Origin of the sequence: Nostoc sp. JL31 (genome assembly GCF_017114965.1) — a bacterium.
In the GTDB taxonomy this organism is placed as follows: domain Bacteria; phylum Cyanobacteriota; class Cyanobacteriia; order Cyanobacteriales; family Nostocaceae; genus Nostoc; species Nostoc punctiforme_A.
In genome coordinates this window covers 17,547-44,043 of record NZ_JABXKO010000113.1, presented here as the reverse complement: position 1 = coordinate 44,043, position 26,497 = coordinate 17,547, and the positions used below count along the sequence as shown (strand labels likewise).

The window sequence follows — 26,497 nt, the reverse complement described above, 5'->3', positions numbered from 1 at the left end:
TCACTCAACACTCAGACCTTTGATTTGGCAAGGACGAAAAGACTGACGATGCAGAGGCGACGGCCCATATTGTTGCAAAGCCAGCAAATGCCGCTGGCTACCATAACCCTTATTACACTCCAGGTTGTACATAGGGTATTTTAATGCTAGACGCATTATCAGATCGTCACGCCAAACCTTAGCGACAATACTAGCAGAGGCAATAGCGAGCGATCGCTCGTCCCCTTTGACTATTGTTTGTTGCGGTAATAGCAAATCTTTGATTGACTGATTACCGTCAATCAAGCAAAGTTCAGGCTGTACCTTTAACTTCAGCACAGCCCGCTTCATTGCTAACAGCGTTGCTTGCAAAATATTTATCTTGTCAATTTCGGCAGTAGAAGCAAACCCAATTTTCCAATCTACAGCTAGCTCACAAATTTGCTGTGCTAACTGAGTTCTCCGAGAACTAGACAACTTTTTACTGTCTTTAATTTTAGCTGCTATCAGTATTGGCAAAGCATGATCTGGTAGGATCACAGCTGCCGCCACCACAGGGCCAAATAGAGATCCTCGCCCTACTTCATCTACACCTGCAACCAACTCTGGAATCCCTGACAAGGTAGAAAACTCCAGCCAACTGGATTTTTCCAAAGGTACTGGCGACGTTTCTACCATAAAACAAATTAATTATCCTCAATGGCTGAAGAACGACGGCGGCGGCGACGGCTAGCTGTGGCGCTACTATTAGCTTCACTTTCATCTGCGATCTCTTTGGCGGCAGAAGCTTTCGCAGACAAACGTCCCGAAGGATTCGCAGGCAACTCCGATGCTTCAGTTGTCTCTTCGATTAAAGATTTTTGTTCTGGCTCAATAACTTTTGGTGTCGGTATTTTGCTTGCAGTTATTTCAGGTGTTGCCTTTTGAGCAATAGTAATTATTTCAGGTGTTGCTTTTTGGACAATAGTTGATTCTGAGGTTGATTCAATTGGGGTCGTTGGCTGTTGACCGGGCTGAATCACATTAATAATTACAGACTTGGTATTTTTCACCTCTTGCTCTAGCTTCACCAAGGGAGATATTCCCATTAAGGCAAATATATCCTGTTCTTGAAGGCTCATTTCTACAGTTCTAATCTCCGGTGGTTCTACCACTGGCTTAACTGGTTCTGCCTTGATAATTTTAGTGCGCTCTACTCTTTCACTCCAGCCTGGTTTGCCAAGGGTGGGCGAGGGAATTTCTGGTGCAACTCCTAGTTCTGGTTCTACATCCAGGTCTAAATCTGGCTCGTTAACAAAAGCCAGGGGATTGGGAACAATCCGAGCTTCATCTTTCCCGTTTAACCCATTGACACCAATTCGACTGCGGCGAGTCCGGGTACGGCGCTTATCATTAAGTTCTTGATAACTAGGATGATTGATCAGATTTAGGTTGCTCAATTCCGAGTCGCCGTCAAATGCTTCTCCAAATCCATCGTATGTTTCTCGTGGTTCCGGGATGCGGGCAGATGGCTGACGTGGTTCTCGGTGAGGTAAAGATACAAAACGTTCGCGCTCTGGTGTCTCTGCCGGTATTGGCAATCGGTTTTCGATTTCTCCAGGCAGACGCACAGTATGTCCTAAACCGCCACAGGTGGGGCAAGTTTCACCAAACAATTCGTAAATATTTTGACCCTGACGTTTGCGGGTCAATTCTACTAAACCCAGTTCGGTAAGTTGGGCAATCTGGGGACGAGCTTTGTCTGCTTTGAGTGCTTTATTAAAGTGTTCGAGAACTTGTAATTGGTCACGTCGCGATTCCATATCGATAAAATCAACGACGATCACCCCGGCGATATTTCGTAGACGCAACTGGCGAGCAATTTCTGTTGCCGCTTCGCAGTTTGTCCACAAAACTGTTTCTCTAGCTGTTGCCGATCGCGTAAAGGAACCTGAGTTAACATCGATTACGGTTAACGCTTCCGTTGGCTCGATGATAATGTAACCGCCAGAAGGTAGGTCTACTCTCGGTTTCAGGGCTTCTCTAATCGCAGCAGTGATGCGGAAGTATTCTAAAATTGGGGAGCGATCGCGATGATGGTCAATCAACAATCCCTGCGGTGTTTGACCGCCACTCCAATTCTGCAAGTACTGTTTGACGCGCTTCAAACCAGTGCTGGAATCCACAACAATTCGATTTACATCCGCGCCGTACATATCTCGCAATACGCGCTGGATAAAGTCATCGTCTCGGTTGAGTAGTGCTGGCGCACGGGTGGAATGGGCTTCCTGCTGAATAGCTTCCCATTGCTTTTGCAACAATTCCAAATCTTCCATAATCGCTTCTTCGGGTTTGCCTTCTGCTTCTGTACGCACAAGCAAACCCATTCCCGCCGGTTTTACCAAAATCGCTAGCGCTCGCAAGCGATTGCGCTCACTTTCACTTTTAATTCGTCGGGATAAATTGACGCCCCGACCGTAGGGCATCAGTACTACGTAGCGTCCGGGTAAGGTAATATTACCCGTGAGCCTAGGCCCTTTTGTCCCCGTTGGCTCTTTCATTACTTGCACTAAAACTTTCTGTTGTGGTGCTAGTAATTCTGTAATTGCCGCTGCGGTGCGCTTGAGCTTCAATGGCCCCAAGTCGGTAACATGAATAAAACCGTTGCGCTCTGGATCGCCAATATTGACAAAAGCTGCATCTATCCCAGGCAATACGTTTTCTACTACTCCTAAGTAGATATCACCTATTTGATGATGACCTGTAGCAACAACGAGTTCCTGTATTTGATCTTCAGAAAAAACCGCAGCAATTTGGTGCTGCTCCGCGATGATAATTTGTTTCGGCATTCAATTTCCTCAAAAATTGGCAGCACTTACAGGTTTGAGGTTTGTTGTATCAAATCCGGTTAATTACTTAATAATTCAAAACTACTTGCGTCTCCGCGTCAGTTTTAATTACCACTGTTTTCTCGGTTTGATATTATACTTTCGCTGCCCTCGCAACCCTCAAAAGGCGCTACTGATAATAAAAATCGCAAATCTGAGCTTCTAAGTTAAATAGCTATTGGCGCTCTTAAGAGCGTTTTTACGGCTGATTATTCCAGAACTGCTGCACATCGTTTAAGCAATTAAATCAACCGTCCGTGGTTGATTTGTGATGCAATACCCTCAAATCTTGAGAGTTCTGAGTTGAAAGTTCTAAATCCTGAGTGAGCATTTTAACTCAGGATGCTTTATTTGAGAGTAACCTACTGAATTCGTTAAGAAAAAGAAACTATTTCTATTTTCCATTCCCCGGATTTATCTTAGGGTTATACTCATCTGCGCCAGTTGCTAACCTGCCTTGAGCCGCTCTAGCCTAAGACAAACAGCACTTTGCGCGTCTCGTAAACGTCTACAACAAGTCGGCATAACCGACAGCAGTTGCTTTAACTCTAAAAAAGTAATGCACTAGCTCTTGGGCACTACCTGAATTAGACATTCAGCAGTTGTTTAAAAGCATGGATTTAGAGAACCTAACTGAGCTTGCTGTTAGTTACTGATTCACAAGGTAGCTATAGAGAGAGTGTGCATTCTTTAATCTGCTTTTTGTTTGTCTAGGATAAAATCCTAGAAGTTGCACTCTAATATCTTTGCTTTCGCCCCCTGAGTACCAGGGTAGTGAACCAGCTAATTCAATGCAGCGCCAGAAAATTTCTCTTCACCCTATTCTAACGCAACCTTGCTAAAAATCAATTCCTCTGAGCTGCCATCTTCGGACAACTACTAGCAAGTTGCCCTACAGGGATTATACCCCTAAAATTAGCCGATTGCGGTGGATGTGCAGGAGTTGAAATTCTACACCAGCCACTGTCTCTAGCATAAACAGGATTTGTTCGGGACGCAACACCAAACCGTCTTGGCGATAGCTACCTAGATAACGGATTACAGATGACATAGATTCTGCAACGCAATTGTAGTTTTCTACTAACTCCAGTTCAAATAAGCGATCGCGCAGATTTATTAACTGGCTCTTGCTTGATTTAGTTATTTGCTCGTACCAAACTTCCTCTTTTGCTTTGATTGTATCAATCCAGTTTTGCCATTGTATGGGTGTTGTTTCTGCAAGTGCTACTACAGTAATTAAATACTCTGCGGACTCTAGCAGTTGGGTAGCGGCACTAGCTTTTAAATCTATCTGCTCCACATTATAGATAGGTATGTCTGTGGGCATTTCACGAGCCAAATTTTCTCGGAAAGTATCAACTTCCACTGGCACAGTTAACTCAAAATCTGCAATTTCACCGCTGCTAGTAGCTCCTAGAGCTAAAGCAGTTGCTAGAGAAATCCGTGGCATTGGGTGAAATCCACCAGTAAAAGCAATTGGTAAGCCTGCTCGCCGCACAACTCGGTCAAACAGACGGATTAAATCAAGATGGCTCATTAAAGCCATATTACCCTGCTTACCAAACCAAACTCGCAGTCTTTGCGCCTTAATTGTGTTGGGGACAAACTCGCCAGCAAATTTTGGGATAGCAGGTGATTCAATCACCACGTTATGCCCAAAATCGGTACCACAGACGCCACAATGAGAACAACCTTCAAAAGAGCAGTCGGGTACAATTGCAGCTTCTAGAGCGCGTTGCAAGTCTTCTTGGAGCCACTTTTTGTCAATCCCGGTATCAATATGATCCCAAGGCAGGGGAATATCGAGGGAGTGCTGAGTTATGAGTGGGGTATTCTCCTCTGCTTTTTTGCTCTTCTGTGCCTCTGCGTGAAACAAATTCCATTCGCCATTTTCTACTTGGCGGTATTTCCAATCTAAATCGGCCTGGGCGATCGCAGACCCCCAAGCGCTAAAAGCTCGATCTAAATTTTCATACCAGGAATCCATACCTGCACCCAATTCCCAGGCAAGGCGGACTACTTTGCTCAAATTGCGATCGCCTCGTCCCACAAAATCTTCCATTGCCGAAATGCGAACATCGGTAAAATTTACCTTCACTGCCTTTATTCGGCGGAATTCTTGCCGCAACAGGTTTTGTTTGCGTTTAAATTCAGTGGTAGAAACTGAGTGCCATTGGAATGGTGTATGGGGCTTGGGCGTAAAGTTAGAAATTGTCAGGTTAAAATTTAGGGGTTTTCTGCCTTTGCCCCGACATTCTCGCTGTAACCAGCTTACTGTTTCGGCAATGCCCAAAACGTCAACATCGGTTTCACCCGGCAAGCCAATCATAAAATACAACTTTATTTTATCCCAGCCTTGCTCCCAAGCTGTTTTTACTCCCCGCAATAATTCTTCATTCGTCAACCCCTTATTCACAATGTCTCGCATCCGCTGAGTACCAGCTTCTGGAGCAAAAGTCAGTCCACCTTGGCGCGTTCCTCCCAGGATGTTGGCAATATTCTCATCAAATCTGTCTACCCGTTGGCTTGGTAGAGTCAGAGAAATATTTTCATTTTTTAAGCGATTTTTGATTTCCATCCCCACTGCTGGTAGGGATAAATAATCAGAACAACTCAGAGATAGTAGGGAAAATTCATTGTAACCAGTTGCCCGCATCCCCTGTTCAATTGCTTCTACAACCTTATCGGGTTCTACATCCCGTGCTGGTCGAGTCAGCATTCCTGGTTGACAGAAGCGACAGCCACGAGTGCAACCACGCCGAATCTCAATGGTCAAGCGATCGTGCACTGTTTCTACGTAGGGAACCAAACCAATAGAATATGCTGGTATGGGAGTTGCAACCCGTCGCAGAATTCGTTTTGGTACGTCTGGGCGCAGAGGGTGAACTGAGCCATCCTCTGCCATGTAGTAAAACTGAGGCACATATACGCCTGGTATCTGTGCCAAATCCAGTAACAGATTTTCCTGACTTAATCCTGCTTGTTTGCCTTCTTCTAATACCAAACCAATTTCTGGCAGCAGTTCTTCTCCATCTCCAAGGGCGATAAAGTCGAAGAAATCAGCATAAGGCTCAGGATTTGATGTCGCTGTTTGCCCACCAGCGAAAATCAACGGAAAGGATGACTGGGTATCGGTAGATTCTCTGCCTCCCTGCCCCTCTGCTCCTCTGCTCCCCTGCCTCTCTCGCCACGTCAAGGGAATTCCTGCCAAATCCAACATTTCGAGGATATTAGTTGCACCCAGTTCGTAACTGAGGCTAAAGCCTAAAATGTCAAATTCTGTCAGCGCTCGCTTTGACTCTACCGCAAACAATGGCGTATTAGTTTCGCGTAGTTTGGCTGCCAGGTCTTTTCCTGGGAGGTAGGCGCGATCGCACAATTGACGCGGTTGGGCATTCAAGACGTTATAAAGGATAATGTGCCCTAAATTAGATGCACCGACTTCATATACTTCTGGGTAGGTTAAAACCCAACGTATTGCTGCCGTATCCCAAGGTTTGTGTACTGCTAACAGCTCGTTACCCAGGTAACGTGCTGGTTTTAAAATATCCGACGTTATTAATCTTTCAACTGCAACAACCACTGTGCTATCTTCTAGCTACCTTAATTACAGCTACCCAACCCCAACATTAGCATTGAATTAGGTCTTCTAACAGATTTTATCGTTGCAACTTACAACTCCTTTACATAAAGTCCACTTATTGCCCGAACCTTTGTGCTTTTACATAAAGTTATGTTTGGGCCAATTCGGCTTCAGCCTCTAATATTTCAAATACCCTATCGAGTTGCGTCAGTTCAAAAATCATTCTAATTTGTGGAGCAACAGCGCGAAGTTGGCAACTTCTTCCTAAAGTAAGAGCCAGCTTGTGTGTAGATAACAATGCCATTAACCCCGCACTGTCTAACGATTCTACTGCTGCAAGGTCTACTACCAAGATGGAAATACCATTTTGTGCCAACGCTGTAGTCATATCTCGTTCAAATTCCAAGGCGTTTGCAGCATTCAAACACCCTTGGGGGCGAATAACTGCAATCTTGAGATAGTTAAGCACTGCCTGCATAGTTACATCCTATTAAGAATTTTGAAGCGTCAAGCTAAGGATTATTTGAACATAAACTCTATTTTGTTGCATCGACCATACGTCTTAGCTCTCTTTGCTGAATCTTTATTGCTTTACTATGTCTGTTTAAAGATTGTTATAATTCCAGGTTAAAATGTGTTTATATATACTTTTTTTTTACCTCAGTTCAAAAACAATCAACTATAGACGGCCATAGAGCAGACAAATTATCAGTAACTATGCTGAGAAACCTTGCTTAGTCTATAACTAAAGCTAATTTAGCCAAGTCTTAATGTTAGGTTAAATCTCCCACTTTAGCGTTGCTGATGGCATACGGCAAAGTCATAGTGAATTATCTATCTAACTAATTAAATTGTGATATATATCACTAATAAGTTAGTATTTGGATCACTCTTTATACTGAGGCTGATCTGGGATGATTAGTGTCATATTACAGTTGGATTATTACTTATGAGAACTCAGTACGCTATTCGTAAATTGGTAGAAAAAGCTCTTGACATTAAAAAACTAACTCCTGAGATAGAGAATGAAATCAACTCAGAACTGACGGAACTGGGTTACATTTCTGATGTTGATTACGAAGCTCTAGAATTATTAATGGCAGAGATGGATGCTGGACGAATCCAGTTGGTTCCTAGCCTGGGATTTTAAAATAATTCATAATGACGCTTTCTAAGAGAAGTTGTATAGCTTGCTTCTCTGTAAAGGTACAAGGACTTCCTAACGTAATTCGTAATTAAATTTAGCAGGGGGATACAAGTGTCATATCATTGCTAGTATTTTTCTATGAGGTTGATTATTTAAATACTTTAGGTGGCGTAAACTGTGCTACTGAACCTCTACATTGTGCATTCATCGAAAATTTCCATACAGTTCGCTAAACGCCTAAAAAAATTCCTCCCAATCTGTTTGCTGAAATTGTCCACAAGCGGAATGAACTCGTTGCTAAGGGAGTTGATATCATCAATATGGCTGCTGGCGATCGAATAGACTGACTTCTAGTCATATCCTCCAGGCGATGCATGAGGTTATTGAGGACGCTGCTAACCACAATTATCCACCTTACGAAGGTACGAAAAAATTTCGAGTGCGAAGGATGTAGCAATCGAATTTCACAGTATTCAACGCCTGAAAGATTCTGGTATTAGCTACAGTTGAGTAAGACGCTGGGAATTAAGGAATGGGGACTGGGAAGACAAGAGGGACAAGGAAGACAAGGAAGAATTATTCAAGAAGTCTCTATATTGTCTATTCTCAATGCCCAATCCCTAATCCCCAATCACCAATCCCTCTTGATAGGCTTGCCAAAGTTGATGAATAAAGTGATTCAGTTGCTGCTTTGCGACTGAATCAGGTTCAGTTTTTGGTTCTTTCGCTAAAAGTTGGCTCAAAAAGGTAATTACTTCTGTGTCTAATGCTGGGCGAAATAAATTTGCAGGCCAAAGTAAGTCAGATGCATCTCGCAAATCAGTAATTAGGGGTGATTCTTCTATGAAAGTAACCATTAATAAAGGACGCACCCAGCACAACTGGCGGGAAACTACAAATTGAATGACTTCTGCATACAGGTTCCTGTCGCCATACTCTAGAGACACAATTTGTCCCGTTTGAAGAAAATCTAGGCTCATGTCCATCTTGGGCAGGGGCAAGGATTATTTTGCTTGCAACTTCTTTAATCTTAAAAGTGAAAATGCGCTACGTTTAAGAAAAGCTTCTGTAAGATTAGGGTAGCACTCTTACGGCAGCCATGTCTTAGACGTGTGCCTTATCAAGTGGCTACGCAAAACTAATACAACCAATCCCTGCCAGCAAAGGGTTTTCCTCGCATAGTATCTGAGCAGAAATACTATAGAATAGGTAAACAACTGTTGAGCGATCGCAAAACAGAGACTTTGTTGTAGTGAAGTAACGAGAAAAGAGCAAAGAGCCGTGTCAGTTGAAACCATTGAAAAGCCTTCCACAACCCGCAAGCTCGCGCCTCGGTATCGCGTTTTGCTCCATAACGACGACTACAACTCTATGGAGCATGTTGTACAGTCGCTAATCGCCACTGTACCTAGCCTTACCCAACCCCAAGCTGTGAGCATCATGATGGAAGCCCATACTAACGGGCTAGCTTTAGTCATTACTTGCGCTCTGGAACACGCTGAGTTTTATTGCGAAACATTGATAAGTCACGGTTTAAGTAGCACGATTGAACCTGATGAATAGTCATTAGTCATTGGTCATTGGTCATTAGTCGAAGTTTAGAGTATTGGCTGGTGACTTACATTGGTATGAAAGAAAACCTTGTCCGTTTAGCTGAACACCCTGCCCCTATCAGGCTGGGCTGTTTTATTTTGACTTTATTGTTGCTATGGTTGCCATTGGCTACACCAATATACTTACTAGTACATGATTCAAACTTAGAAAGTATATTGACATTGGTATTGTTATATGCGATCTTTATTTTTCTCCTGAGACTATGGGGTAAATATGTCTACCAGCAGCCCCAAATTCTGCGGCATTATGGCTTAGAATTCACGCGGCAAAACGGTGTGGATTTACTACGTGGCTTGGCTCTGGGGATAATTAATATTCTGATACTTTTTGGGGTAGAAAGTTTGTTGGGTTGGTTGGTGTGGCAACAACCGAAAGTTTTTTTGTTGAAAGTTGTTTTAGAGGGTTTACTTGTTGGCTTAGGTGTTGGATTTGCTGAGGAGATGTTATTCCGAGGCTGGTTGCTAGATGAATTACAACGAGATTACAGTCTGCGTGTGGCACTGTGGACAGATGCAACTGCGTTTGCTACATTGCACTTTATTAAACCCTTGGAGGCAATTATTCATACACTGCCGCAATTTCCAGCTTTAGTACTGCTGGGGTTAACGCAGGTATGGGGAAAGCGTTGGCGGAGGGGACGCTTGGGTTTTCCAATTGGTTTGCATGGTGGTTTAGTTTGGGGTTACTACATTATTAATGTAGGTAAATTAGTGAAATATTCTGGTCAAGTTCCTGATTGGGTAACTGGTGTGAATAATAATCCTCTACAAGGAGTGATGGGGGTGTTGTTAATGAGTGTACTAGCGTTTTGGATACGGGGGCGAACTGAGCGATCGCGTCATATATGAAAATAAAAATATTAATCGTATTAGTTTTATTACTTATTTTTCTTTCTAGTTGTAAAGATTGTCAGGCTAAAAAAACTTCAAATCCCGCTCATGTGAAGCAGTTGCTAACAACTAAAAAATGCCCCAAGTGTGATTTAGGTGGTGCTGATTTAACAAATGCTAATTTAGCTGGAGCAGATTTAAGAGAAGCTGAACTGACTAATGCTAAATTAGACGGAGCTAATCTACAAGGGGCTGATTTAACTAAAGCTGAACTCAGATGGCGAGATGATGTTGGCGATAAAGGGAAAATGGGTATATCAGAAATTGGTGATGATTACTGTAATGTTACCTATGAGGCTTCATTCAAAGGAGCTAACTTGAGGGGAGCGAAACTTATTCAAACTGACTTATCAGGTTTGGATTTAAGCGAAGCCAATCTGAGTGATGCTGATTTGACTAATGCAAAACTAAACTGGGCAAAACTCAATAAAGTAAATTTAGAGAAAGCTAATTTAAAGAGCGCTTCCTTAGAGTCAGCAGAACTATATGATGCTAATCTAAAAAAGGCAAATTTACAGGGTGCGAATTTAAGTTTGAGCAGGTTGGGTGATGCAAATCTCAAAGAAGCTAACCTTACAAATGCCAATTTAGATTATAGTTCACTTTTAGGTGCAAATTTGCAGCAAGCACAGTTGATAAATGCTAATTTGCAAGGAGCTAAACTGAGCGGTTATCTTATAGATACTAATCTAAGTGGAGCTAATCTGAGCGGTGCTTCTCTAACAAGTCTTAATTTACAGAAGGTTATCTACGATTCTCATACTATTTGGCGTGGAGCTTATTATAACGAGTTTACACAGTTCCCGAATGGATTTAATTCTCTAAATGAGCAAATGGAATTTAAAAGGCTTTCTCCTTTTTAAGAATTTGTTATGTTCTAATACAGCGATCGCAAAGAATATTAGAACTATTTGCGATCCCAGCTAAGCCACATTTTTGACTGAAATAATTCCTTCACCACGCCACTGAATCAGTAGCCATCTGTCAGAATCTTTATCCAGTGCTGGCTTGAGACGGAAATTAAAAACCTCTTGCCATACCTTTACTCCATACTGGGATACAAAATCTACTTCCAGTTCTTTGAACTGTTCCCATTGCCGATTGGCGATCGCGCTCAACATGGCAATGATCGCGGTGATTGAGACTTGTGCCGCGACGGGTGTCATTGTGGGTAGTCCTCGAAAATACAAATAATCGGCATAAGTGGTTTTTTGGTGCAATGTTTACGCAAGTGTCTCAACCACAGTACCCACCACACAAGCTTTATTTAAATTAACGCCGCTCAAATTTGCACCTTCTAACTCTGCACAGAGTAAATTTGCTCCCGTCAAATTCGCCCCCGCCAAATTCGCCCCCCGCAAGTCGGCTTCTTCGAGGTTTGCTTCACTCAACAAAGCTCCTTGCAAATCGGCGCGACTCAAATCTGCACCTTTGAGATTTGCCCCAGTCAGGTTTGCACCGCGCAAGTCAGCACCCCGCAAGTCAACGCCTTGCAAGTTCACATTCATTAAATTGGCACCACTCAAGAAAGCACCCACCAATGACACATCACTGAGTCTGGCTCCCATCAAGTTAGCACCACGTAAGTTACTACCCCGCAAGTCAGCACCTGTTAAATCTGCTTGCATCAGGTTCGCTCCCATCAAATTCGCTCGCAAGTCAGTTTCTTGGAGGTTGGCTCCCATCAAATTTGCCCCCTCCAAATGCCCTCCTTCGAGCTTAGAACCAGCGAAATTAGTGCCGACAAGGGTAGCACCAGCAAGATTAATCCGGCTTAAATCCAGTCGAGAGAGTTCCTCGTCTTCTAAATTTGCCCCTGGAAGTTGTTTGAGTTTTCCTAATCTAATGGCTTCAATATTCATGTAAAGTAACTACCAATCTGCTCACTTATCTTGCTGTGGTTATCCCATTGGGAATCAAGTATCCAGATACCGGCGCTGAATTTGGGTGTCATTAAGGGTAAGTCGAGTCCCTGTTGTAAACCCATAACTAATAAAGCTAGGGTATCTACAAGTTTGGGGTCAAAGCGGGTAGATTGTTGCTGTCTGCACTCATCTAATGCTTGAGTAAATATCTGTTCCCGGCTTTGATTTGACAATTTTCGCTGATTGAGTCGCCACTGAAAGTCTGCTAATAATGCCAAAATTCTCGACTCTAGGGGAATTTCATCTCCAGCTAAACCTGCTGGTTCCCCTGTGCCATTCCACCACTCGCTTTGGTGAGTGATAATTTGGGCAACTGCTCGTAATCTTGGCATGGTTCGCAATACTTGCGCCCCTGGTACCAAGGGACAAGTTAAGGGAGAACTGGGGGCGTCTTCTTGATAGCGTGTGGATATACCGCCTGTGAGTACGCTTTCTGCTTTTTGTAATGGATCTATGCGATGTAACAAAGCCGCTAGCCGCAACCTCTTAATCTGCCATGCGGGAAGATCCAAAAGCTGGGCGATCGCTTCAGCAAGTACTACTACTTCCGCAGCTGCCATTGGATTGTTGACATCTGCCATATCCATCAGTTGCGCCATTCGCAAAAAGGCTTGGATTTCGTTAGAAACCAAGTTGCGATCTAGGGTTTGTTTCTGAAGGGCTGTAGGGATAGATAAATTCTCTTGCCCAGTTTGGAGGTAATCTACTACACGGGAGACAACTGCACCTAAATTTTGGGATCTGTCTATTGACGGTACAATTTGTTGTTTATTGCCTGTGAGTTTTTCCGCCAGTTCTGGGTTGTATTTTTTGATGTGAGCGATCGCTATTTCTGCTGTCTCTTGTACTAACTCTGGCTCAAATGTCCACAAGCCATAGAATTTGCGCTCTAAGTCCGATGTCGGTACTCCAGCGCTGCCATAATCAGCCTCTGATAATTCTTGACAAATTACCATTGCTGTGTATTTAGGCGATAAGATAATTAAGTGCCACTCTTGCGCCACTGGATCGCCTGCATCTAATGCCACTAAGTCTACATTGGGTAGCTGGCTGGTAGGATGTTCAGCAAAGCCAGATTCAGCAGCAGCCATGATGGCAATTTGGCAACTACATTGAGCGATGTCTGCATATCGTTGAGCTTCTTGTAGATACCATTTACCTTGTTGGAAGGCTGCGATGACTAAGGGTGTACCGTCATCGGTTAAGATATGGTCTTCTAAAGCGTGGCACAGGGCAACTAAGGTATTTTTGTAGTAAACACCGAATCGAATTGGCCTGGTGGTGTGGCGATGAGCTGCTTCCAGCTGTTGTAGGATTGAACCTTCTAACATGGGATTTGGTAAAAATAACCGCAGAGGCACTGAGGAAGATAGAGGGAGAAATTCAGAATTCTGAATTTCTTCACATTTTAGTGTTTTCTAGGATACACCTGCTAACTGTTTTTCTTTCGTCTCTAATGGTGCTGTCAGTGCTGCTTCTAAGTCAGCACAACCCAGCTTTTCTTCTAAGATTTTCATGACTTCGCGCCCGAAGTCGTTGGGGTTTTGTTGCCAAGCTTGCAAGCAGACTTCGCCAAAGAATGAACCAAGGGGTTCGGGATTCCAGAGAAGTTTTTTGGCTGTCCACGGCATCAAACTCATTGGATCGTACCCTGGTTTGAGGATGCCTTCTTTGAAAGCATATTCTTCCAAATGGGTATGGGGTTGTAGTCCAATAAAGAAGATGGCAGGTTCGACTTTATAAGCACCAAAAATCCGTTCTAGTTCGCGGTGGTAAGCGATGGTTTGGCGGATGGTTTCGGGACGTTCGTCAATGACGTTAAAGGAGTAGTTGACGGAAACTAAGTCGTTGAAACCAGCGGCTTTTAAATCACGACAGTTTTGCAAGACGGTTCGTAGGTTGTACCCCATCCGCATTTTCCGCACAAGTTCTTGAGAACCACTGGTAATGCCGATTTCAAAGTAGTTCATCCCGGTTTTCGCCATCAAGTCACACAACTCTGGTGTCAAATTGTCGGCTCTGATATATGCTGCCCAATGGATGTCTGTCATACCAGAATCGACGATTTTTTGCAATAATTCTACCGCATCGGCGATAAATTTTTTCGCGGGGATGAATTGGGCATCGGTAAACCAGAAATTGCGAATGCCGCGATCGTATAATTGGCGGATCTCAGCAACGACTTCATCTGCTGGGTTGATGCGTACTTGTTTGCCTTCGACGACGGTGTAGACGCAATAACAACAGTTGTGAGGACAACCACGCTTAGTTTGTACACCTATATAAAAGTCTTGCTCTTGCAGGTAAAAGTTAAATTCCGGCCAAATGCTTTCTATATAGTCGTAGTTACAAGCGGTTTTTTCTATTGGAGTGGGTTGTTCGTGAATTAGCCGTTTTCGTGGTTGAGTTTCTCCGGCAACGTAACAGCGTTCATCTCGAAAATCTCTGCCACTTAAAAGTTTTTCCAGCAAGGTTTCGCCTTCACCTACAGAAATAATTGTCCCTTGGGGTAAGCTTTTACCTAATTGCTCGTAAAATACGCTGACTGCACCACCACCGACAACTACACGAGCATCAGAATTATATTTCTGGGCACGTTTCAAACCGCGTTTGATTAAGCTCTGGTTTTGCCACAACTCTACATAGTAGGCGATGAAGATTCGCAAACCGCCCAATCCGCCGCGTAGTTTCAATAGAGGATTTTTGGCGTAGTAAAATTCAAAAGCGTTTTGCAGTGGGTTGCCACCACGTCCGCCAACTGGGGCATAAATTTGAATATCCCGCCAAGAAAATACTAGTAGTGTCGGTTTAAATTCATCAATACAGCGATCCAGGGCCGAACTGTAATCTAAAGGTGGCACTGTTCCCAAATCAAAGATGCGCTGTTCAATATTAGGAAACTGCTTGTGGACATGATCGCTCAAGTAGACAACCCCAATAGGAAAGATGGGGTTACAAGGAAGGCGAACGTAAAGAATTCGATTTTCGATCATCTGTGTTTTAACTTCCATCTTGCCAATCTGTGGAGAAAGCGAGAGAAACATCCAGTCTTAAAGTGTGTGCTTGTTTTATATTGGTTTTATTTATCACAATTGTGCTTGACATTTAAGCAGATTATTGGTATAGACGAAGCTGCCGTTAGCAACTGCGGAAAACGCTAAAATTTCTATGCATAAAACATACATAGAATCTATAGAGAGCTTTATGAAGACATTTTTTCATATAGCTTTACCATAACATCGAGTTTATTCATTAAGCGATGATCCCAGGCGATTAATCTTGGGATAGATGAAACAGCAAAACTCACTTCCTCGCTATGCTAAAAGCAAGGGGATCGTTGTTATGTCAATTCCTTAACAATCTGCTTTAAGGAATTGAAAGTTTTATACCAAGAAAAAATATCAAAAACTTTTATTTTTAGTGTATAATTCCGAAAAAGGTGTGAAAAATTACAAAATTATCACAACTGAAAATATATCTTTAGACATAAATAATCTACAACGACTCAGTTGGTATTCGCAGTTACAGCAACTGGGGATCAGTGGGTGCTAGGCTTGGCTAGTGTAATGTAAAATTGTGGCGTAAAGCTCCTCAGCAGTTATGGCTCAAATATTAGATCCTCTACCACCCGAGCAATCGGGAAAAATTCTCTGCTGCTACATTAATGCCACGAGCAAAATACAGGTAGCTCGCATCTCCAATATTCCCAACTGGTATTTTGAAAGGGTTGTTTTCCCTGGACAACGTTTAGTTTTTGAAGCTCCGCGAAAAGGTCAAGTGGAGATTCATACAGGGATGATGGCAAGTGCAATTTTATCCGATAAGATTCCCTGCGATCGCCTGATGCTCGAAGAACCCAGTACTAATGAGTTTGATACAGACTCATCAGATGAAAAAGACCCTTTTAATACCAAACTAATGGTGCAGCAAATTAATACAAAAATCGGAGATACTACAAAACCCTTGCAAATTCTTGGTTTAGCATCGGTTGATTAAAAAAAAACAATTTTATTAAATTTAAGGGTTGCTAATTTAGCAACCCTTTTTGTTTACTTTTTGTTTATTATTTATTGGGTATGGAGCATTGATTATTCTCCTTGTCTCCCTCATTTCTGCCATCTCATCTACAATCATTCTTATGAATCTGCCTTCATTTCTTTGGTTGTGGAAAATAGCCGCCTGGTCAATGGGATTGTCCCTGCTGGCATATCTGATGTTAGCAATTACCGGCGTTTGGATGTTTCGAGCAAGAACTTCGCAGCAATTTCCTTTTATTACCCCATTTCTGGGCGGAAATAAAGGGGTGCGATCGCTCCACTATACAATGGGCATCAGCATGGTAAGTTTAGTGCTACTACTGCTAGCGATCGGTATTGTTGGCACTTGGGGGCACTTTGGTTCTTTAGGTCACTCATCACACTTAATCGCTGGATTAATAGTGGTAGCACTAGTTTTACTATCTGCTTTCAGTGCCACTCAAATTAGTGTCAGACGACCTTGGGCTAGACCCTTACACATCGGCGTAAATATTATTCTGTTTGTAGGATTTGCCTGGGTATCCCTTACTGGTTGGATTGTAGTACAAAAGTATTTACCGTGAACTACCACACATCAACTACCAGGGACATAGACCTACCCTACAATGAAGAAAAGCATTGTAATTGAGCCGTGACAGCAAACTCAGCCAATATCTCAACTTCTGTTTTTCGTTTGTCTCCTTTGATTCGGATAACGTTGCTGAGTCTATACATAGCACTAACAGTCCCATTACCATTTTTATCGCAGGTAACAGCTGCACCCGTACCTCCAGGCTTATTGTGGATAGGGATTGGCATCGGTTTAATTGCCTTGTATGCGGTATTAACTGAACAAGTAATGGTAGATGACGAGGGAATTCAGGTTACTTACCCCGCCTGGGTGCCTCGCTTTTTTCGTAAAGGCTGGTCTTTACCTTGGTCACAAGTCAAAGAGTTAAAACCTCGCAGCACTGGGCAAGGAGGGCTAGTTTATTACTTCCTTAGCCTGGATGGGAAAGCTTATTTACTACCGATGCGTGTAGCTGGATTTGCCCGTTTGGTGCAAATTGTCCAAGCAAAGACGAGCATTGACACCACAGATGTTCGCCCTTTAGCCCAGCCGTGGATGTACCTGATTTTACTAATATTCACTCTGCTGCTACTATTAGTCGATGGCTGGGCGATCACTACAGCCTTAACTAACAGACAATTAACTTAAAATTGGGCATGGGCATTGGTTATTTTTCCCCAGTCCCCAAGTCCGCACTCCCCATTCCCTACTCCCCTTGAATACAGCAAAAGCCACACTCAGGCTAGAGCAAGTTAATCTGTTTACAAAGCTGAAAACCCAACTTCCAGGCAATCAGCAAGGGTATCCCATATTGCGAGATATTGACTTGGAAGTATTTCAGGGCGAACGTATTGCCATTGTAGGATCAGTAGGCGCTGGTAAAACTTCGTTATTACACCTCCTCAACCGCCTAATTGAACCCACGAGTGGTAAGCTCTATCTAGAAAATCAAGAATATCGCCAAATTCCTGTCATCCAGCTACGGCAGATGCTTGTACTTGTATTGCAAGAATCAAAGCTGTTGGGGATGACAGTTGGGCAATCCTTGGCTTATCCTTTAGTTTTGCGTGGTTTGCCCAAACAGACAATTCAGCAACGAGTCAATCATTGGACAGACCAACTGCACATTCCCAATGAATGGTTAGGGCGAACAGAGGTGCAACTTTCTGCGGGACAACGACAACTAGTAGCGATCGCTCGTGCCTTAGTCATCCAGCCTAAAATATTATTATTAGATGAGCCAACCTCTGCCCTCGATTTTGGTACGGCTTCTCATCTAATGCAAGTCTTAACACAGTTGAGTCAAACTCATCAAACCACGATTCTGATGGTCAATCACCAACTGGAACTAGCCCAGATGTTTTGCACTCGGTTATTACACCTACAACAAGGTCATTTATTCGCAAATCAAACAGCCTCAGAGATAGACTGGATTGAATTACGAAAAAGCCTGATTCAAGCAGCAGCTCAAGACGATTTTGGATTTTAAAATTTGGATGAGACAGGAATCAGGAGTCGTTTTCTTACTCCCCCATGCCCCATGCCCCATGCCCCATGCCCCATGCCCCATGCCCCATGCCCCATTTACACTTGACTACTAGTAAGTGTTGAACGTTGATTATTAAATCTCTCTCTAGCTAACTTTGTTGTTTGTGACTGTGAAATATTGGTATTCAAAATTTCCATGTTAAAACGGTATCCAACATTGCGGATAGTTTGAATCAAATTGGGTTGCCGGGGATCGAGTTCAACCTTTTTCCGCAGCGATAAAACGTGAGTATCAATGGTACGAGGATTATCGATAGCGTCAGGCCAAGCACGACGCAGCAATTCCGATCTACTTAGAGGTACTCCCCCAGCTTGTGCCAAAACGTACAGCAAACTAAATTCCTGGGGCGTTAAGTCAATAAACTCCCCTTGAAAGCGGACACGACGCTGAACTAAATCGATTTGCAAAGTGCCATAATCCAAATAAGCTGGTGCAGTAGGTGTGCGCTTCCGGCGAATCAGTGCCTCTACCCGTGCCAAAAACTCTTGCATCCCAAAAGGTTTGCTCAGGTAATCATCTGCACCTGCCTTTAAACCTGCGACTATATCAGCTTCACTATTACGGGCAGATAGCATTAAGATTAGAGGCTGTTGCTGACGATGCAACCAACGACAAAACTCAATGCCATCACCATCAGGCAGGTCTGCATCTAAAACTACCAGTGTTGGTTGATGGCTTAAAAATACTTCCCTTGCTTGATAAATACTGGCAGCTTGATGCACGCGGTATTCCAGCTGTTGCAAGTGCCAACCCAACAACGACCTCAGATGGGGATTCCCCTCAATGATTTCTATACAAACCGAACCCACGGCGGCAAGACCCCTTAGCGTCTGATGACTTTCAAAGTAACAAGCCCATCTCTAAGGTTTTGTAGCCTTTGTTACTTCAACTGCTATTAGCTTTACATTTCCTCATAAAAAACGTGGCAATATCTTTAATTTATGCCTTACCGATAGGGGATTAGAAATATTATTAAATTTTTATTAAATTTCTCAGCAGTGTTGTTAGACGTATCAAAAATTCTTGTAGCTTAACATTCTGCTTTTAATGGGTGTAATGTGGGAATATCTATAACCAATCAGCTAAACGTTAATACAACAGCTTTTCAACCTGATCGTAAAAGTAGATTTCTCCGCAAAATTACTGCCCTCGTCCAGGAATATAACACCAATACAATTGGGCCATTGAATATGAAAATCAGACAAATAACTGAGCAGATAACTAGAATCGATGTTTTCTGGAATAGGATTAAAGTAGGTTGTAGCTGCTAGGGGTAGTACCCAAAGTAGATGTGTTGACTTTGAATTAATGCCAAAGTGAAATTACACTTCACTTTTTAGCGTGAATCATTTACAATTCTCATTCCAAAGAGATCAATACAGCAGTTATGCTCCAAGACACACAAACCATCCGCTATTACCAAAGACTCACCGATGCCTTCATCGAGTTATGGAATCGCGGTTATCGCACGGATGACATGCGGATGTATTTGGATGGATATCTAGCCGCACTACGACATAGCAACGTCATTGAACCTTTTCTGATTCATCGCCTAGAAGAGGAAGCCAGCCGCTTCTTGTACGATGGATCAAACTTTGCAGTGCCGCAACCACAGCCACAACCCGATTACTACTAAGTACCATTTACCTGGTCATTGATAGTAACCGTTAATTACCGCAGATAATTATAGCATATTATCTGTATTGGTCAACGGGTTGTCGTGGTGTGAAATTTTGGAGATATTGTATTGATTAAACGCATCCCCTCAGCCCTATATTGGTTTTGCCAATTAGACTGAGGGGATTGTTGTCTAGGAATGAATCAAGCCCAATGTACAGCTGTTTTCTTTTGCATAAGTAAAAAGCCACGGGTTATGAGGCAGAAGACAGGAGTTAGAAACATTTTTATATCTGATATGTGAGTCCTAGACTTTTTACCTCACTTACCTGCAAACTGCTGTAGATAAAGTATTTTTGTCAGAAACCGATTAAAAAACCCTTGAAAGGGGAAATAAATAGTATCTCTCCTTTCAAGGATATTAAAAACGGCACATTGCCTTGATTGCGAAACGCAAATTCAGCAGCATAGCCTTTAGCTTGGGTAAAGAGAGATTACGAAGCTAATGCTACTTCTACCTTTTCCTGCAATTCACCTTTTTGGTACAGTTCAATCAAAATGTCAGAACCGCCAAGGAATTCACCATTGATGTACACTTGGGGAATTGTCGGCCAGCTAGAGTATTCTTTAATACCTTGACGGATTTCCGGGTCTGAGAGAACGTCAACCGTCTCAAAGGGAACTCCCAAGGTATTGAGAATCTGCACAACGTTATTAGAGAAACCACATTGGGGCATTAACTTGTTTCCCTTCATGAAAACTAAAATCTTGTTTTCTTGTAGCAAGCTATCAATTTTGTCTTTGAGTTCTGGTGTCATGGTATTTGTGTTTCCTATGTTGGATTCAACAGTGAGAAGTGAGAAGTGAGGAGTCAAAATTCATAACTCCTAACTTCTGACTCTTATTTACGAAGCTGCTGTTGCTTGCCAAGCTTCGGGAGTGTATGTTTTCACCGCCAAGGCATGAATCGCTTCAGTTGACATAGCTTGACCCAACGCACCATAAACCAACTGGTGCTGTTGCACTAGTCCTTTACCTGCAAAATGCGATGAAACTACTGTCACCTGATAGTGGTCGCCGCCACCAGTCAAGTCTTGCACCTGAACCTGTGCGTCTGGCAGTCCCGCCTTGATCATTTCCTCAACCTGTTGCGGACTAATCATCGCAATTCCTGAAAAAACTTACTTTTCTATTATTAACAGATATAGAGCAAATGCCTGTGCCAACTTCAGGCTTTGGCAAGGCTGTAGATACACGCGCCTTTGAGGTGTATTTTTGAGAATGCTCAGGTTTTGGTTACGGCGGATAGCTCTATCCTAGCACTGGGGCGTTCCCAAGCAACTGGTTAGGGAGATGGGGATAGGGAAAAACAGGCAACAAAAATTTAATTTATTTTTTTGGGGATGAAGAGGATGAATTACCACCTTCTCTGGGATAGGGAGAATCAACAAAACCCAGCTCAAACAACTGTTTATAGGCTTTCTTGCCTAAATCCCGTGTCGGGTTTTGACTTTTAATTATTTGAACTAACAACGGTACAGCTAGTTCTGGCTGATTTTGTGCCCGATGTACCAATGCTAGCTGAAAGGTGGCTTCATCTCGCTTTTGGGCTGTTAATAGAGCTTTTTGACGCTGAGAATCAGAAACTCTGTTGTCAATTCCCGAAAAGCTAGAATTTAACTCTTGATAAAAATTAGATAGCTGATTATAAACTTGACGTGCTTCTTGCAGTTTCTTGGCAGCTAAGGTGTAGTTTTGAGCAGAAACAGCTTGTTCTGCATCTTTTACTAAGCGATCGCCACCTGCAATGCTCAAAAGGCTGTTACTTTCGGTTATAGGACGGAGGTTATTAGGATCGTTGGGGTCAATGGGTTGTGGTTGGCTGGTAGTGCCTGGTGACTGTGATACCTGAGCATTCACAGGTGATAGCAGGCTGAGGACTGCTATAACTGATAAAACAGTACGGTGCATCAAGGTAACAGCGACAGCAGTGTTCATGGGATCAATTAGTGCGACAACTATATAAAAGAGTTATGGAAACTTCGGGTATCTTAACTCTGTTTTGGTCTTGGACAAAGCAAAGTTACATCCTAAGTATCTCTGATTTAGACTAAAAATCAGTTTAATAGAGTTCCCATTACCCCTGTATACCAACTAACTTATATATGCTGTGATCGGCGATACCTAAGCTGGAGTGCGTCACCATCTGTCTGAGTACCTACTTTTCTCCCCAATAATTATCTCAGCTTAACTGGGATATTTGGCAGGAGAATTTTCCCAAGGCACTGCTTGAAGTATTTGTGTAGGCGTAGCCCGCCGTAGGCATCGCACCAAACTAGTTCAGAATAGCGATCTCTTCAGTCGGCGCTTCCCAACTTTTATTTAACTGTCTGACCAAATGTGAAAATATTTATCATCCAGCAATTTAGTAGTTTGCAGACAATTAATTTAGCTATTGGTTCGAAAAAATGCCAATTTGGCTGAATATATTATCAATAGAGGGTAATTTATATATATACATCCTCAAAGGTTGCAAAATACTACTAATCTTTTCTGACTTACTCCGGATGAATATAGCAGTTAGCAATTAGTGTCAAATATTGAAAAGTTGCAGTTTCCGAATTATGCACGGTCAATGATTAAGAGGTAATCTTGATGTTTGACTACATCAAGAATTAGTAATTTCTGCAAATGCGTGATTAGTAACTTTTGTTTCTTGATGGCTCAATTGTTGCAGTGCCTTTGCTAAATCAGTTGTGATGCTTTTTGCATCTTGTTTTATACAGCCATTCATATAATCGGCGACTCTGATTGGGGAGCCAATGTCAATACTTACATCTGTACCCCAATTGGGATAAGGTTGGCTGTAGTTAATGCCTATGGGTATAATTTTTACTCCCAGCCCGGAATGACTAGATTCAGCACTCAAAGCAAGACGACCAATTCCCGGTTTCAACTGATGAACTTGGCCATCACGAAAAATGTTGCCTTCTGGAAAGATTACCAGGGTTTTTTGCTGCTGAAGTAGCTCTACTCCATGTCGTAGCGTGCGGATTGACGGATGCTTAGAATTTACAGGAAACCCCCCTAAACGTCGAACAAACCAGCCTTGTAAACCTTGGCATTCGTCAATAGTCACCATGAATCGCAAGTCTTGCTTTCTCAGACAAGCGGTAGCGTAGGGTACAAGCAAGGCATCCCAACGCGCCCGATGTGTAGGTGCAAGGATCACAGGCCCAGTTGTAGGGATATTTTTTTGTCCGGTTATTCTAATTTGTCCAAAGAATAATGGTAATAGGCAGTGACGCCCTAATAAATATGCCAGGGGACTTAACCAAGGAGAAACCCTTGAGGTAGTACTATCTACCGGAGGATTTGCTGGGATGTGCTGGCAGGTATCGGATGAAGAGTAAAATTCCATCATGACGGATGCAGCTGATTGACGGGTAAAATTTAACGAAAAGTCTGATTAGTTACACCGTAGATTCTCTTGCGTGACTTGTCTGGTACTAGATGGACAGTTTTACCTCTGTCCGTTAGTTTACCTTACGTCGCCTAGTAGCAAACCAAGACTGTAATTGTCGACGACAAGCTGACTCTAGAATGCCTCCGATTACTTGGAGACGGTGATTAGAAGCAGCACTATCGGGTATGTTAATAACTGTACGAATTGCGCCAGTTTTTGTATCGTCTACTCCATATACCAGTAGTCCTAGTCGTGATTGGACGATTGCACCTGCACACATCGGGCAAGGTTCGAGAGTTACATAAAGGGTGCATTCATTAAGATGCCAATTTTGTAAAGTTGTTGCAGCTGTCTTGATAGCGAGAATTTCCGCATGAGCGGTAGGGTCTTTGTCGCGCTCTTTTCTGTTTTCTCCTTGTGCTAGCAATTTGCCTGTTGAATCAATGATAACAGCACCTACAGGGATTTCACCTGCTTCACCTGCTGTTTTTGCTAATTCTAGGGCATAATTCATCCATTGTTGATGTATAAGATATTCCGTATACTTAGTTAGCATCTTCTTATCAATTCGATATTCCTTGCCCTAAAGATGGGCAAAATTGTGCTACACTTTTCTGGCACTTTGTCAAGCTAGTAATGAAAAATTTGGTAGTAAGGATTTTAGTACTCAGAAAATAAGGACTAAAGTCCTTACTACGAACTTGCTTACCGAGCAATTTAAAATCCAAAATAGCCCAACATTGCATCACCAAAGAAATTGTTGGGGGCTAATTTGATTTCTAAATAGCGGCTTGGGCTAAAAGGGGATCGAGTTGACTTTGTGTGTCTAGCTGATATAGGTCATCGCAGCCGCCAATATGCTGGTTATTAATAAAAATTTGTGGTACGCTACGGCGGCCGTTAGCGCGTTCTGCCATTTTAGCTCTGGCTGCTTCGTCGCCGTCGATTTTGTATTCAGTAAAATTTACACCTTTCCACCACAGCAATATTTTGGCACGAATGCAGTAAGGACAAGTTTGCCAGGTGTAAAGTTCGACGTTGGCTTTGACTCGCTCTGGATGGCGATTTAAAAGGGGATTAAGAAATTCCAGCATATTTTTTTAAGCAAGGTTTTAACTATGTCTCTAGCCTAGATCATTGCTTACCGCATCGGCGCTGGAACCCACTTTTGGAAACTCTCTAAATGATTCCAGTAAGCCAAATATCCAGTCAATGCCCAAATTAGAGCGGCTACTATCAGCACTGCTACGCCAATTAGCCGCCAAGTTCGGTTGGTTTTCCAATAAAGAGTTGGTGCTGCAAAAATACCACCTAATCCAGTTAAAATAAAGCCGATTCCCGATAAAAGCGGTTGCTTTGTCAAATTCAAGTTGATGATACGAATACCCACTACGATCGCAACTGCACCAGCAAAGAAGGCGTAAATTGCTATTGTCAATAAATCCCAATTTTGAGCCAGGGCGATCGCAGCTGCAATAAACAAGATTCCAAATAGGACACTCGTCTCACCGAAGGCAATGTTAAAGCTGCCCATTACTGGCCAGGTGAAGCTCATGTGTAAACCAGTCGTGAGTGCGATCGCACCTGTAATTCCAAACCCCGGAATCCACTGTCTTTGATTAGAATTATCTATACCACGATACACATAGTCAGCCAGTAGAAATAACCCAGCTACCATGTTGATTAACATGAGGGTGATGTAGTCGATAAACACGATTAACCTCTGAATTTGACAAGTTATTTACTCTGCGCCTCGTTCTTTATTTTTTAGTGAATTTACCAGCTTTTTAATTTATTATTTTATACCTAAAGATAGATACTAAAGAAAAGCAATGTTCTAGATATAGACTGTTACCGATTTGTGCAAGTTTTTAACTTAGTTACGTGTGAACACGTTTTATACTGGAGTAGTTACGAGTAAAAAATTAGGATGTGTTAACTGGCACTTTTCTAACGATTTAGCAGTAAAACTTAACTTTCTTCCACGTGTATCCGCCCTTTGGTAGACTTGAAAACTGAAATAGGCAGATGAAACGACGCAAATTCAAGCAGCTGAGAGGGCAAACTCTGTGGAAAATACACTTGGGTTAGAGATTATTGAAGTAGTAGAGCAAGCCGCAATCGCATCTGCAAAGTGGATGGGTAAAGGCGAAAAAAACATCGCTGACCAGGTAGCTGTGGAAGCTATGCGGGAGCGGATGAATAAAATCCACATGCGCGGTCGCATTGTGATTGGGGAAGGCGAACGTGACGACGCGCCTATGCTATACATCGGGGAAGAAGTTGGTATCTGTACCCAACCAAATGCCGAAAGTGTCTGTAACCCTGATGAATTAATTGAAATTGATATCGCCGTTGATCCCTGTGAAGGCACCAACTTGGTAGCTTATGGACAACCTGGTTCGATGGCTGTCTTGGCAATTTCTGAAAAGGGTGGATTATTTGCTGCTCCTGACTTTTACATGAAGAAGTTAGCAGCACCTCCCGCAGCTAAGGGCAAGGTAGATATCAACAAGTCAGCCACGGAAAACCTGAAGATTCTCTCTGAGGTTTTAGACCGGGGTATTGAAGAACTTGTTGTGGTAGTAATGAAGCGCGAACGCCACAACGATTTAATTAAGGAAATTCGTGAGGCTGGAGCGAGAGTTGCCCTAATTTCAGACGGTGATGTGGGTGCAGCTATAAGCTGCGGTTTTGCTGGAACCAATATCCACGCTCTGATGGGTATCGGTGCTGCTCCTGAAGGCGTAATCTCAGCAGCAGCAATGCGTGCTTTGGGTGGACACTTCCAAGGTCAACTGATCTACGATCCAGCTATAGTCAAAACAGGTCTGATTGGAGAAAGCAGAGAAGCCAACATCGATCGCTTAAAGTCTATGAATATTAATGACCCCGATAAGGTCTATGATGCTCATGAACTAGCATCTGGTAAAACTATTCTGTTCGCGGCTAGCGGCATTACCAGTGGTAATCTCATGCAAGGTGTACGTTTCTTCAAAGACGGGGCAAGAACTCAAAGCTTGGTAATTTCCAACCAGTCGAAAACTGCTCGATTTGTTGATACAATTCACTTGTTTGGTGAACCAAAAGTTCTCCAACTGAACTAATTTTTAGGGAATGGGGAATGGTAAAAGTAGAGGTAAAGCATTTGGAAAGAAATGTTTCTATAAAAGGGAAAAATCATCACCAAAAAGCTTTACCTTTATAGTAGTTAGTAGTTAGTAGTTAGTGATTAATGATTGGTTGGAAAACTATCAACCAATAAACAAAAAT

At 42.7% G+C, this 26,497-nt stretch carries 28 protein-coding genes; 10 read left to right on the top strand and 18 right to left on the bottom strand.

The genetic code is table 11. From position 1 onward, the window contains the following. The 4 genes from HWQ43_RS29090 to HWQ43_RS29075 all read right to left on the bottom strand — a co-directional run bounded on the left by HWQ43_RS29090 (position 1) and on the right by HWQ43_RS29075 (position 6,907). Positions 1-657, bottom strand: a complete 657-nt coding sequence (locus HWQ43_RS29090) for a ribonuclease HII (RefSeq protein ID WP_292740110.1) — start codon at positions 655-657, stop codon at positions 1-3. Between the two features lie 8 nt (positions 658-665). Next, on the bottom strand, positions 666-2,807 hold the full coding sequence (locus HWQ43_RS29085; RefSeq protein WP_292740109.1) for an Rne/Rng family ribonuclease: 2,142 nt from the start codon (positions 2,805-2,807) through the stop codon (positions 666-668). A gap of 940 nt (positions 2,808-3,747) precedes the next feature. Next, on the bottom strand, positions 3,748-6,429 hold the full coding sequence (locus HWQ43_RS29080) for a TIGR03960 family B12-binding radical SAM protein (protein WP_292740108.1): 2,682 nt from the start codon (positions 6,427-6,429) through the stop codon (positions 3,748-3,750). 148 nt (positions 6,430-6,577) lie between these two features. Next, positions 6,578-6,907 (bottom strand): STAS domain-containing protein, encoded by a 330-nt coding sequence (locus HWQ43_RS29075; RefSeq protein WP_292740106.1) that lies wholly within the window; start codon positions 6,905-6,907, stop codon positions 6,578-6,580. Positions 6,908-7,378: 471 nt separating this feature from the next. On the opposite strand from HWQ43_RS29075, the gene HWQ43_RS29070 reads away from it, so the two are divergent. Continuing rightward, a complete protein-coding gene (locus HWQ43_RS29070) occupies positions 7,379-7,579 on the top strand; it encodes a hypothetical protein (RefSeq protein WP_094349495.1) in 201 nt (66 codons plus the stop codon). 226 nt (positions 7,580-7,805) lie between these two features. On the opposite strand, the gene HWQ43_RS29065 is transcribed toward HWQ43_RS29070, so the two are convergent. Beyond that, a complete protein-coding gene (locus tag HWQ43_RS29065; RefSeq protein ID WP_292740104.1) occupies positions 7,806-7,979 on the bottom strand; it encodes a hypothetical protein in 174 nt (57 codons plus the stop codon). A gap of 217 nt (positions 7,980-8,196) precedes the next feature. Continuing rightward, positions 8,197-8,562, bottom strand: coding sequence for a hypothetical protein (locus tag HWQ43_RS29060; protein WP_292740103.1), 366 nt, complete (start codon positions 8,560-8,562; stop codon positions 8,197-8,199). 295 nt (positions 8,563-8,857) lie between these two features. Here HWQ43_RS29060 and clpS point away from each other — a divergent pair, with 295 nt between their 5' ends. From clpS to HWQ43_RS29045, 3 genes are all read left to right on the top strand, one after another. After that, a complete protein-coding gene (gene clpS / locus HWQ43_RS29055; RefSeq protein WP_104907504.1) occupies positions 8,858-9,139 on the top strand; it encodes an ATP-dependent Clp protease adapter ClpS in 282 nt (93 codons plus the stop codon). Positions 9,140-9,204: 65 nt separating this feature from the next. Next, positions 9,205-10,038 (top strand): type II CAAX endopeptidase family protein, encoded by an 834-nt coding sequence (locus HWQ43_RS29050; RefSeq protein ID WP_292740302.1) that lies wholly within the window; start codon positions 9,205-9,207, stop codon positions 10,036-10,038. Continuing rightward, positions 10,035-10,943 (top strand): pentapeptide repeat-containing protein, encoded by a 909-nt coding sequence (locus HWQ43_RS29045; RefSeq protein ID WP_292740101.1) that lies wholly within the window; start codon positions 10,035-10,037, stop codon positions 10,941-10,943. Before HWQ43_RS29050 ends, HWQ43_RS29045 begins: the two co-directional genes overlap by 4 nt. A gap of 60 nt (positions 10,944-11,003) precedes the next feature. Here the strand turns inward: HWQ43_RS29045 and HWQ43_RS29040 are convergent, their stop codons facing one another. From HWQ43_RS29040 to HWQ43_RS29025, 4 genes are all read right to left on the bottom strand, one after another. Next, positions 11,004-11,300, bottom strand: coding sequence for a hypothetical protein (locus HWQ43_RS29040; RefSeq protein WP_366932929.1), 297 nt, complete (start codon positions 11,298-11,300; stop codon positions 11,004-11,006). A gap of 3 nt (positions 11,301-11,303) precedes the next feature. Next, positions 11,304-11,942, bottom strand: coding sequence for a pentapeptide repeat-containing protein (locus HWQ43_RS29035; protein WP_292740099.1), 639 nt, complete (start codon positions 11,940-11,942; stop codon positions 11,304-11,306). Next, complete coding sequence (locus HWQ43_RS29030) at positions 11,939-13,336, bottom strand: DICT sensory domain-containing protein (protein ID WP_292740097.1); 1,398 nt, start codon at positions 13,334-13,336, stop codon at positions 11,939-11,941. Before HWQ43_RS29030 ends, HWQ43_RS29035 begins: the two co-directional genes overlap by 4 nt. A gap of 87 nt (positions 13,337-13,423) precedes the next feature. Then, entirely contained in the window at positions 13,424-15,016 is a 1,593-nt protein-coding gene (locus HWQ43_RS29025) for a photosystem II high light acclimation radical SAM protein (protein WP_292740095.1), read from the bottom strand. A 589-nt stretch (positions 15,017-15,605) separates the two neighbouring features. Between HWQ43_RS29025 and HWQ43_RS29020 the strand changes: the two genes are divergently transcribed. The 4 genes from HWQ43_RS29020 (at position 15,606) to HWQ43_RS29005 (ending at position 18,081) form a co-directional block, all read left to right on the top strand. After that, on the top strand, positions 15,606-16,001 hold the full coding sequence (locus tag HWQ43_RS29020) for a DUF1830 domain-containing protein (RefSeq protein WP_194041932.1): 396 nt from the start codon (positions 15,606-15,608) through the stop codon (positions 15,999-16,001). Between the two features lie 142 nt (positions 16,002-16,143). Then, a complete protein-coding gene (locus HWQ43_RS29015; protein ID WP_292740091.1) occupies positions 16,144-16,605 on the top strand; it encodes a DUF4079 domain-containing protein in 462 nt (153 codons plus the stop codon). Positions 16,606-16,673: 68 nt separating this feature from the next. Next, on the top strand, positions 16,674-17,240 hold the full coding sequence (locus HWQ43_RS29010) for a hypothetical protein (RefSeq protein WP_292740089.1): 567 nt from the start codon (positions 16,674-16,676) through the stop codon (positions 17,238-17,240). Positions 17,241-17,307: 67 nt separating this feature from the next. Continuing rightward, a complete protein-coding gene (locus HWQ43_RS29005) occupies positions 17,308-18,081 on the top strand; it encodes an ATP-binding cassette domain-containing protein (protein WP_292740087.1) in 774 nt (257 codons plus the stop codon). Between the two features lie 95 nt (positions 18,082-18,176). Here HWQ43_RS29005 and HWQ43_RS29000 read toward each other — a convergent pair whose 3' ends face one another. After that, positions 18,177-18,950, bottom strand: coding sequence for a response regulator transcription factor (locus tag HWQ43_RS29000; RefSeq protein ID WP_094349507.1), 774 nt, complete (start codon positions 18,948-18,950; stop codon positions 18,177-18,179). A gap of 578 nt (positions 18,951-19,528) precedes the next feature. Here HWQ43_RS29000 and HWQ43_RS28995 point away from each other — a divergent pair. Continuing rightward, the gene (locus HWQ43_RS28995) at positions 19,529-19,777 is read left to right on the top strand and encodes a DUF6761 family protein (protein WP_099102685.1); all 249 of its coding nucleotides are present in this window, start codon (positions 19,529-19,531) and stop codon (positions 19,775-19,777) included. 475 nt (positions 19,778-20,252) lie between these two features. On the opposite strand, the gene grxD is transcribed toward HWQ43_RS28995, so the two are convergent. The 7 genes from grxD to HWQ43_RS28960 form a co-directional block, all read right to left on the bottom strand. Then, positions 20,253-20,576 carry a Grx4 family monothiol glutaredoxin gene (grxD, locus tag HWQ43_RS28990; protein WP_094349509.1) on the bottom strand — a complete coding sequence of 108 codons (324 nt, stop codon included), beginning with the start codon at positions 20,574-20,576 and terminating at the stop codon, positions 20,253-20,255. Positions 20,577-20,663: 87 nt separating this feature from the next. Then, positions 20,664-20,921: a BolA family protein gene (locus HWQ43_RS28985; RefSeq protein ID WP_094349510.1), complete on the bottom strand. Its 258-nt coding sequence runs from the start codon at positions 20,919-20,921 to the stop codon at positions 20,664-20,666. Between the two features lie 226 nt (positions 20,922-21,147). Next, positions 21,148-21,756 (bottom strand): hypothetical protein, encoded by a 609-nt coding sequence (locus tag HWQ43_RS28980; RefSeq protein WP_094349511.1) that lies wholly within the window; start codon positions 21,754-21,756, stop codon positions 21,148-21,150. Positions 21,757-22,426: 670 nt separating this feature from the next. Further along, positions 22,427-23,182: a 1-acyl-sn-glycerol-3-phosphate acyltransferase gene (locus HWQ43_RS28975; protein WP_292740081.1), complete on the bottom strand. Its 756-nt coding sequence runs from the start codon at positions 23,180-23,182 to the stop codon at positions 22,427-22,429. Positions 23,183-23,294: 112 nt separating this feature from the next. Then, positions 23,295-23,780 carry a tRNA adenosine(34) deaminase TadA gene (gene tadA, locus HWQ43_RS28970; protein ID WP_292740079.1) on the bottom strand — a complete coding sequence of 162 codons (486 nt, stop codon included), beginning with the start codon at positions 23,778-23,780 and terminating at the stop codon, positions 23,295-23,297. A gap of 223 nt (positions 23,781-24,003) precedes the next feature. Then, positions 24,004-24,318: a glutaredoxin 3 gene (gene grxC / locus HWQ43_RS28965; RefSeq protein WP_292740077.1), complete on the bottom strand. Its 315-nt coding sequence runs from the start codon at positions 24,316-24,318 to the stop codon at positions 24,004-24,006. A gap of 47 nt (positions 24,319-24,365) precedes the next feature. Next, complete coding sequence (locus HWQ43_RS28960) at positions 24,366-24,938, bottom strand: DUF981 family protein (RefSeq protein WP_292740075.1); 573 nt, start codon at positions 24,936-24,938, stop codon at positions 24,366-24,368. Between the two features lie 355 nt (positions 24,939-25,293). On the opposite strand from HWQ43_RS28960, the gene glpX reads away from it, so the two are divergent. After that, positions 25,294-26,331: a class II fructose-bisphosphatase gene (glpX, locus tag HWQ43_RS28955; protein WP_099102172.1), complete on the top strand. Its 1,038-nt coding sequence runs from the start codon at positions 25,294-25,296 to the stop codon at positions 26,329-26,331. Positions 26,332-26,497: the final 166 nt, after the last annotated feature.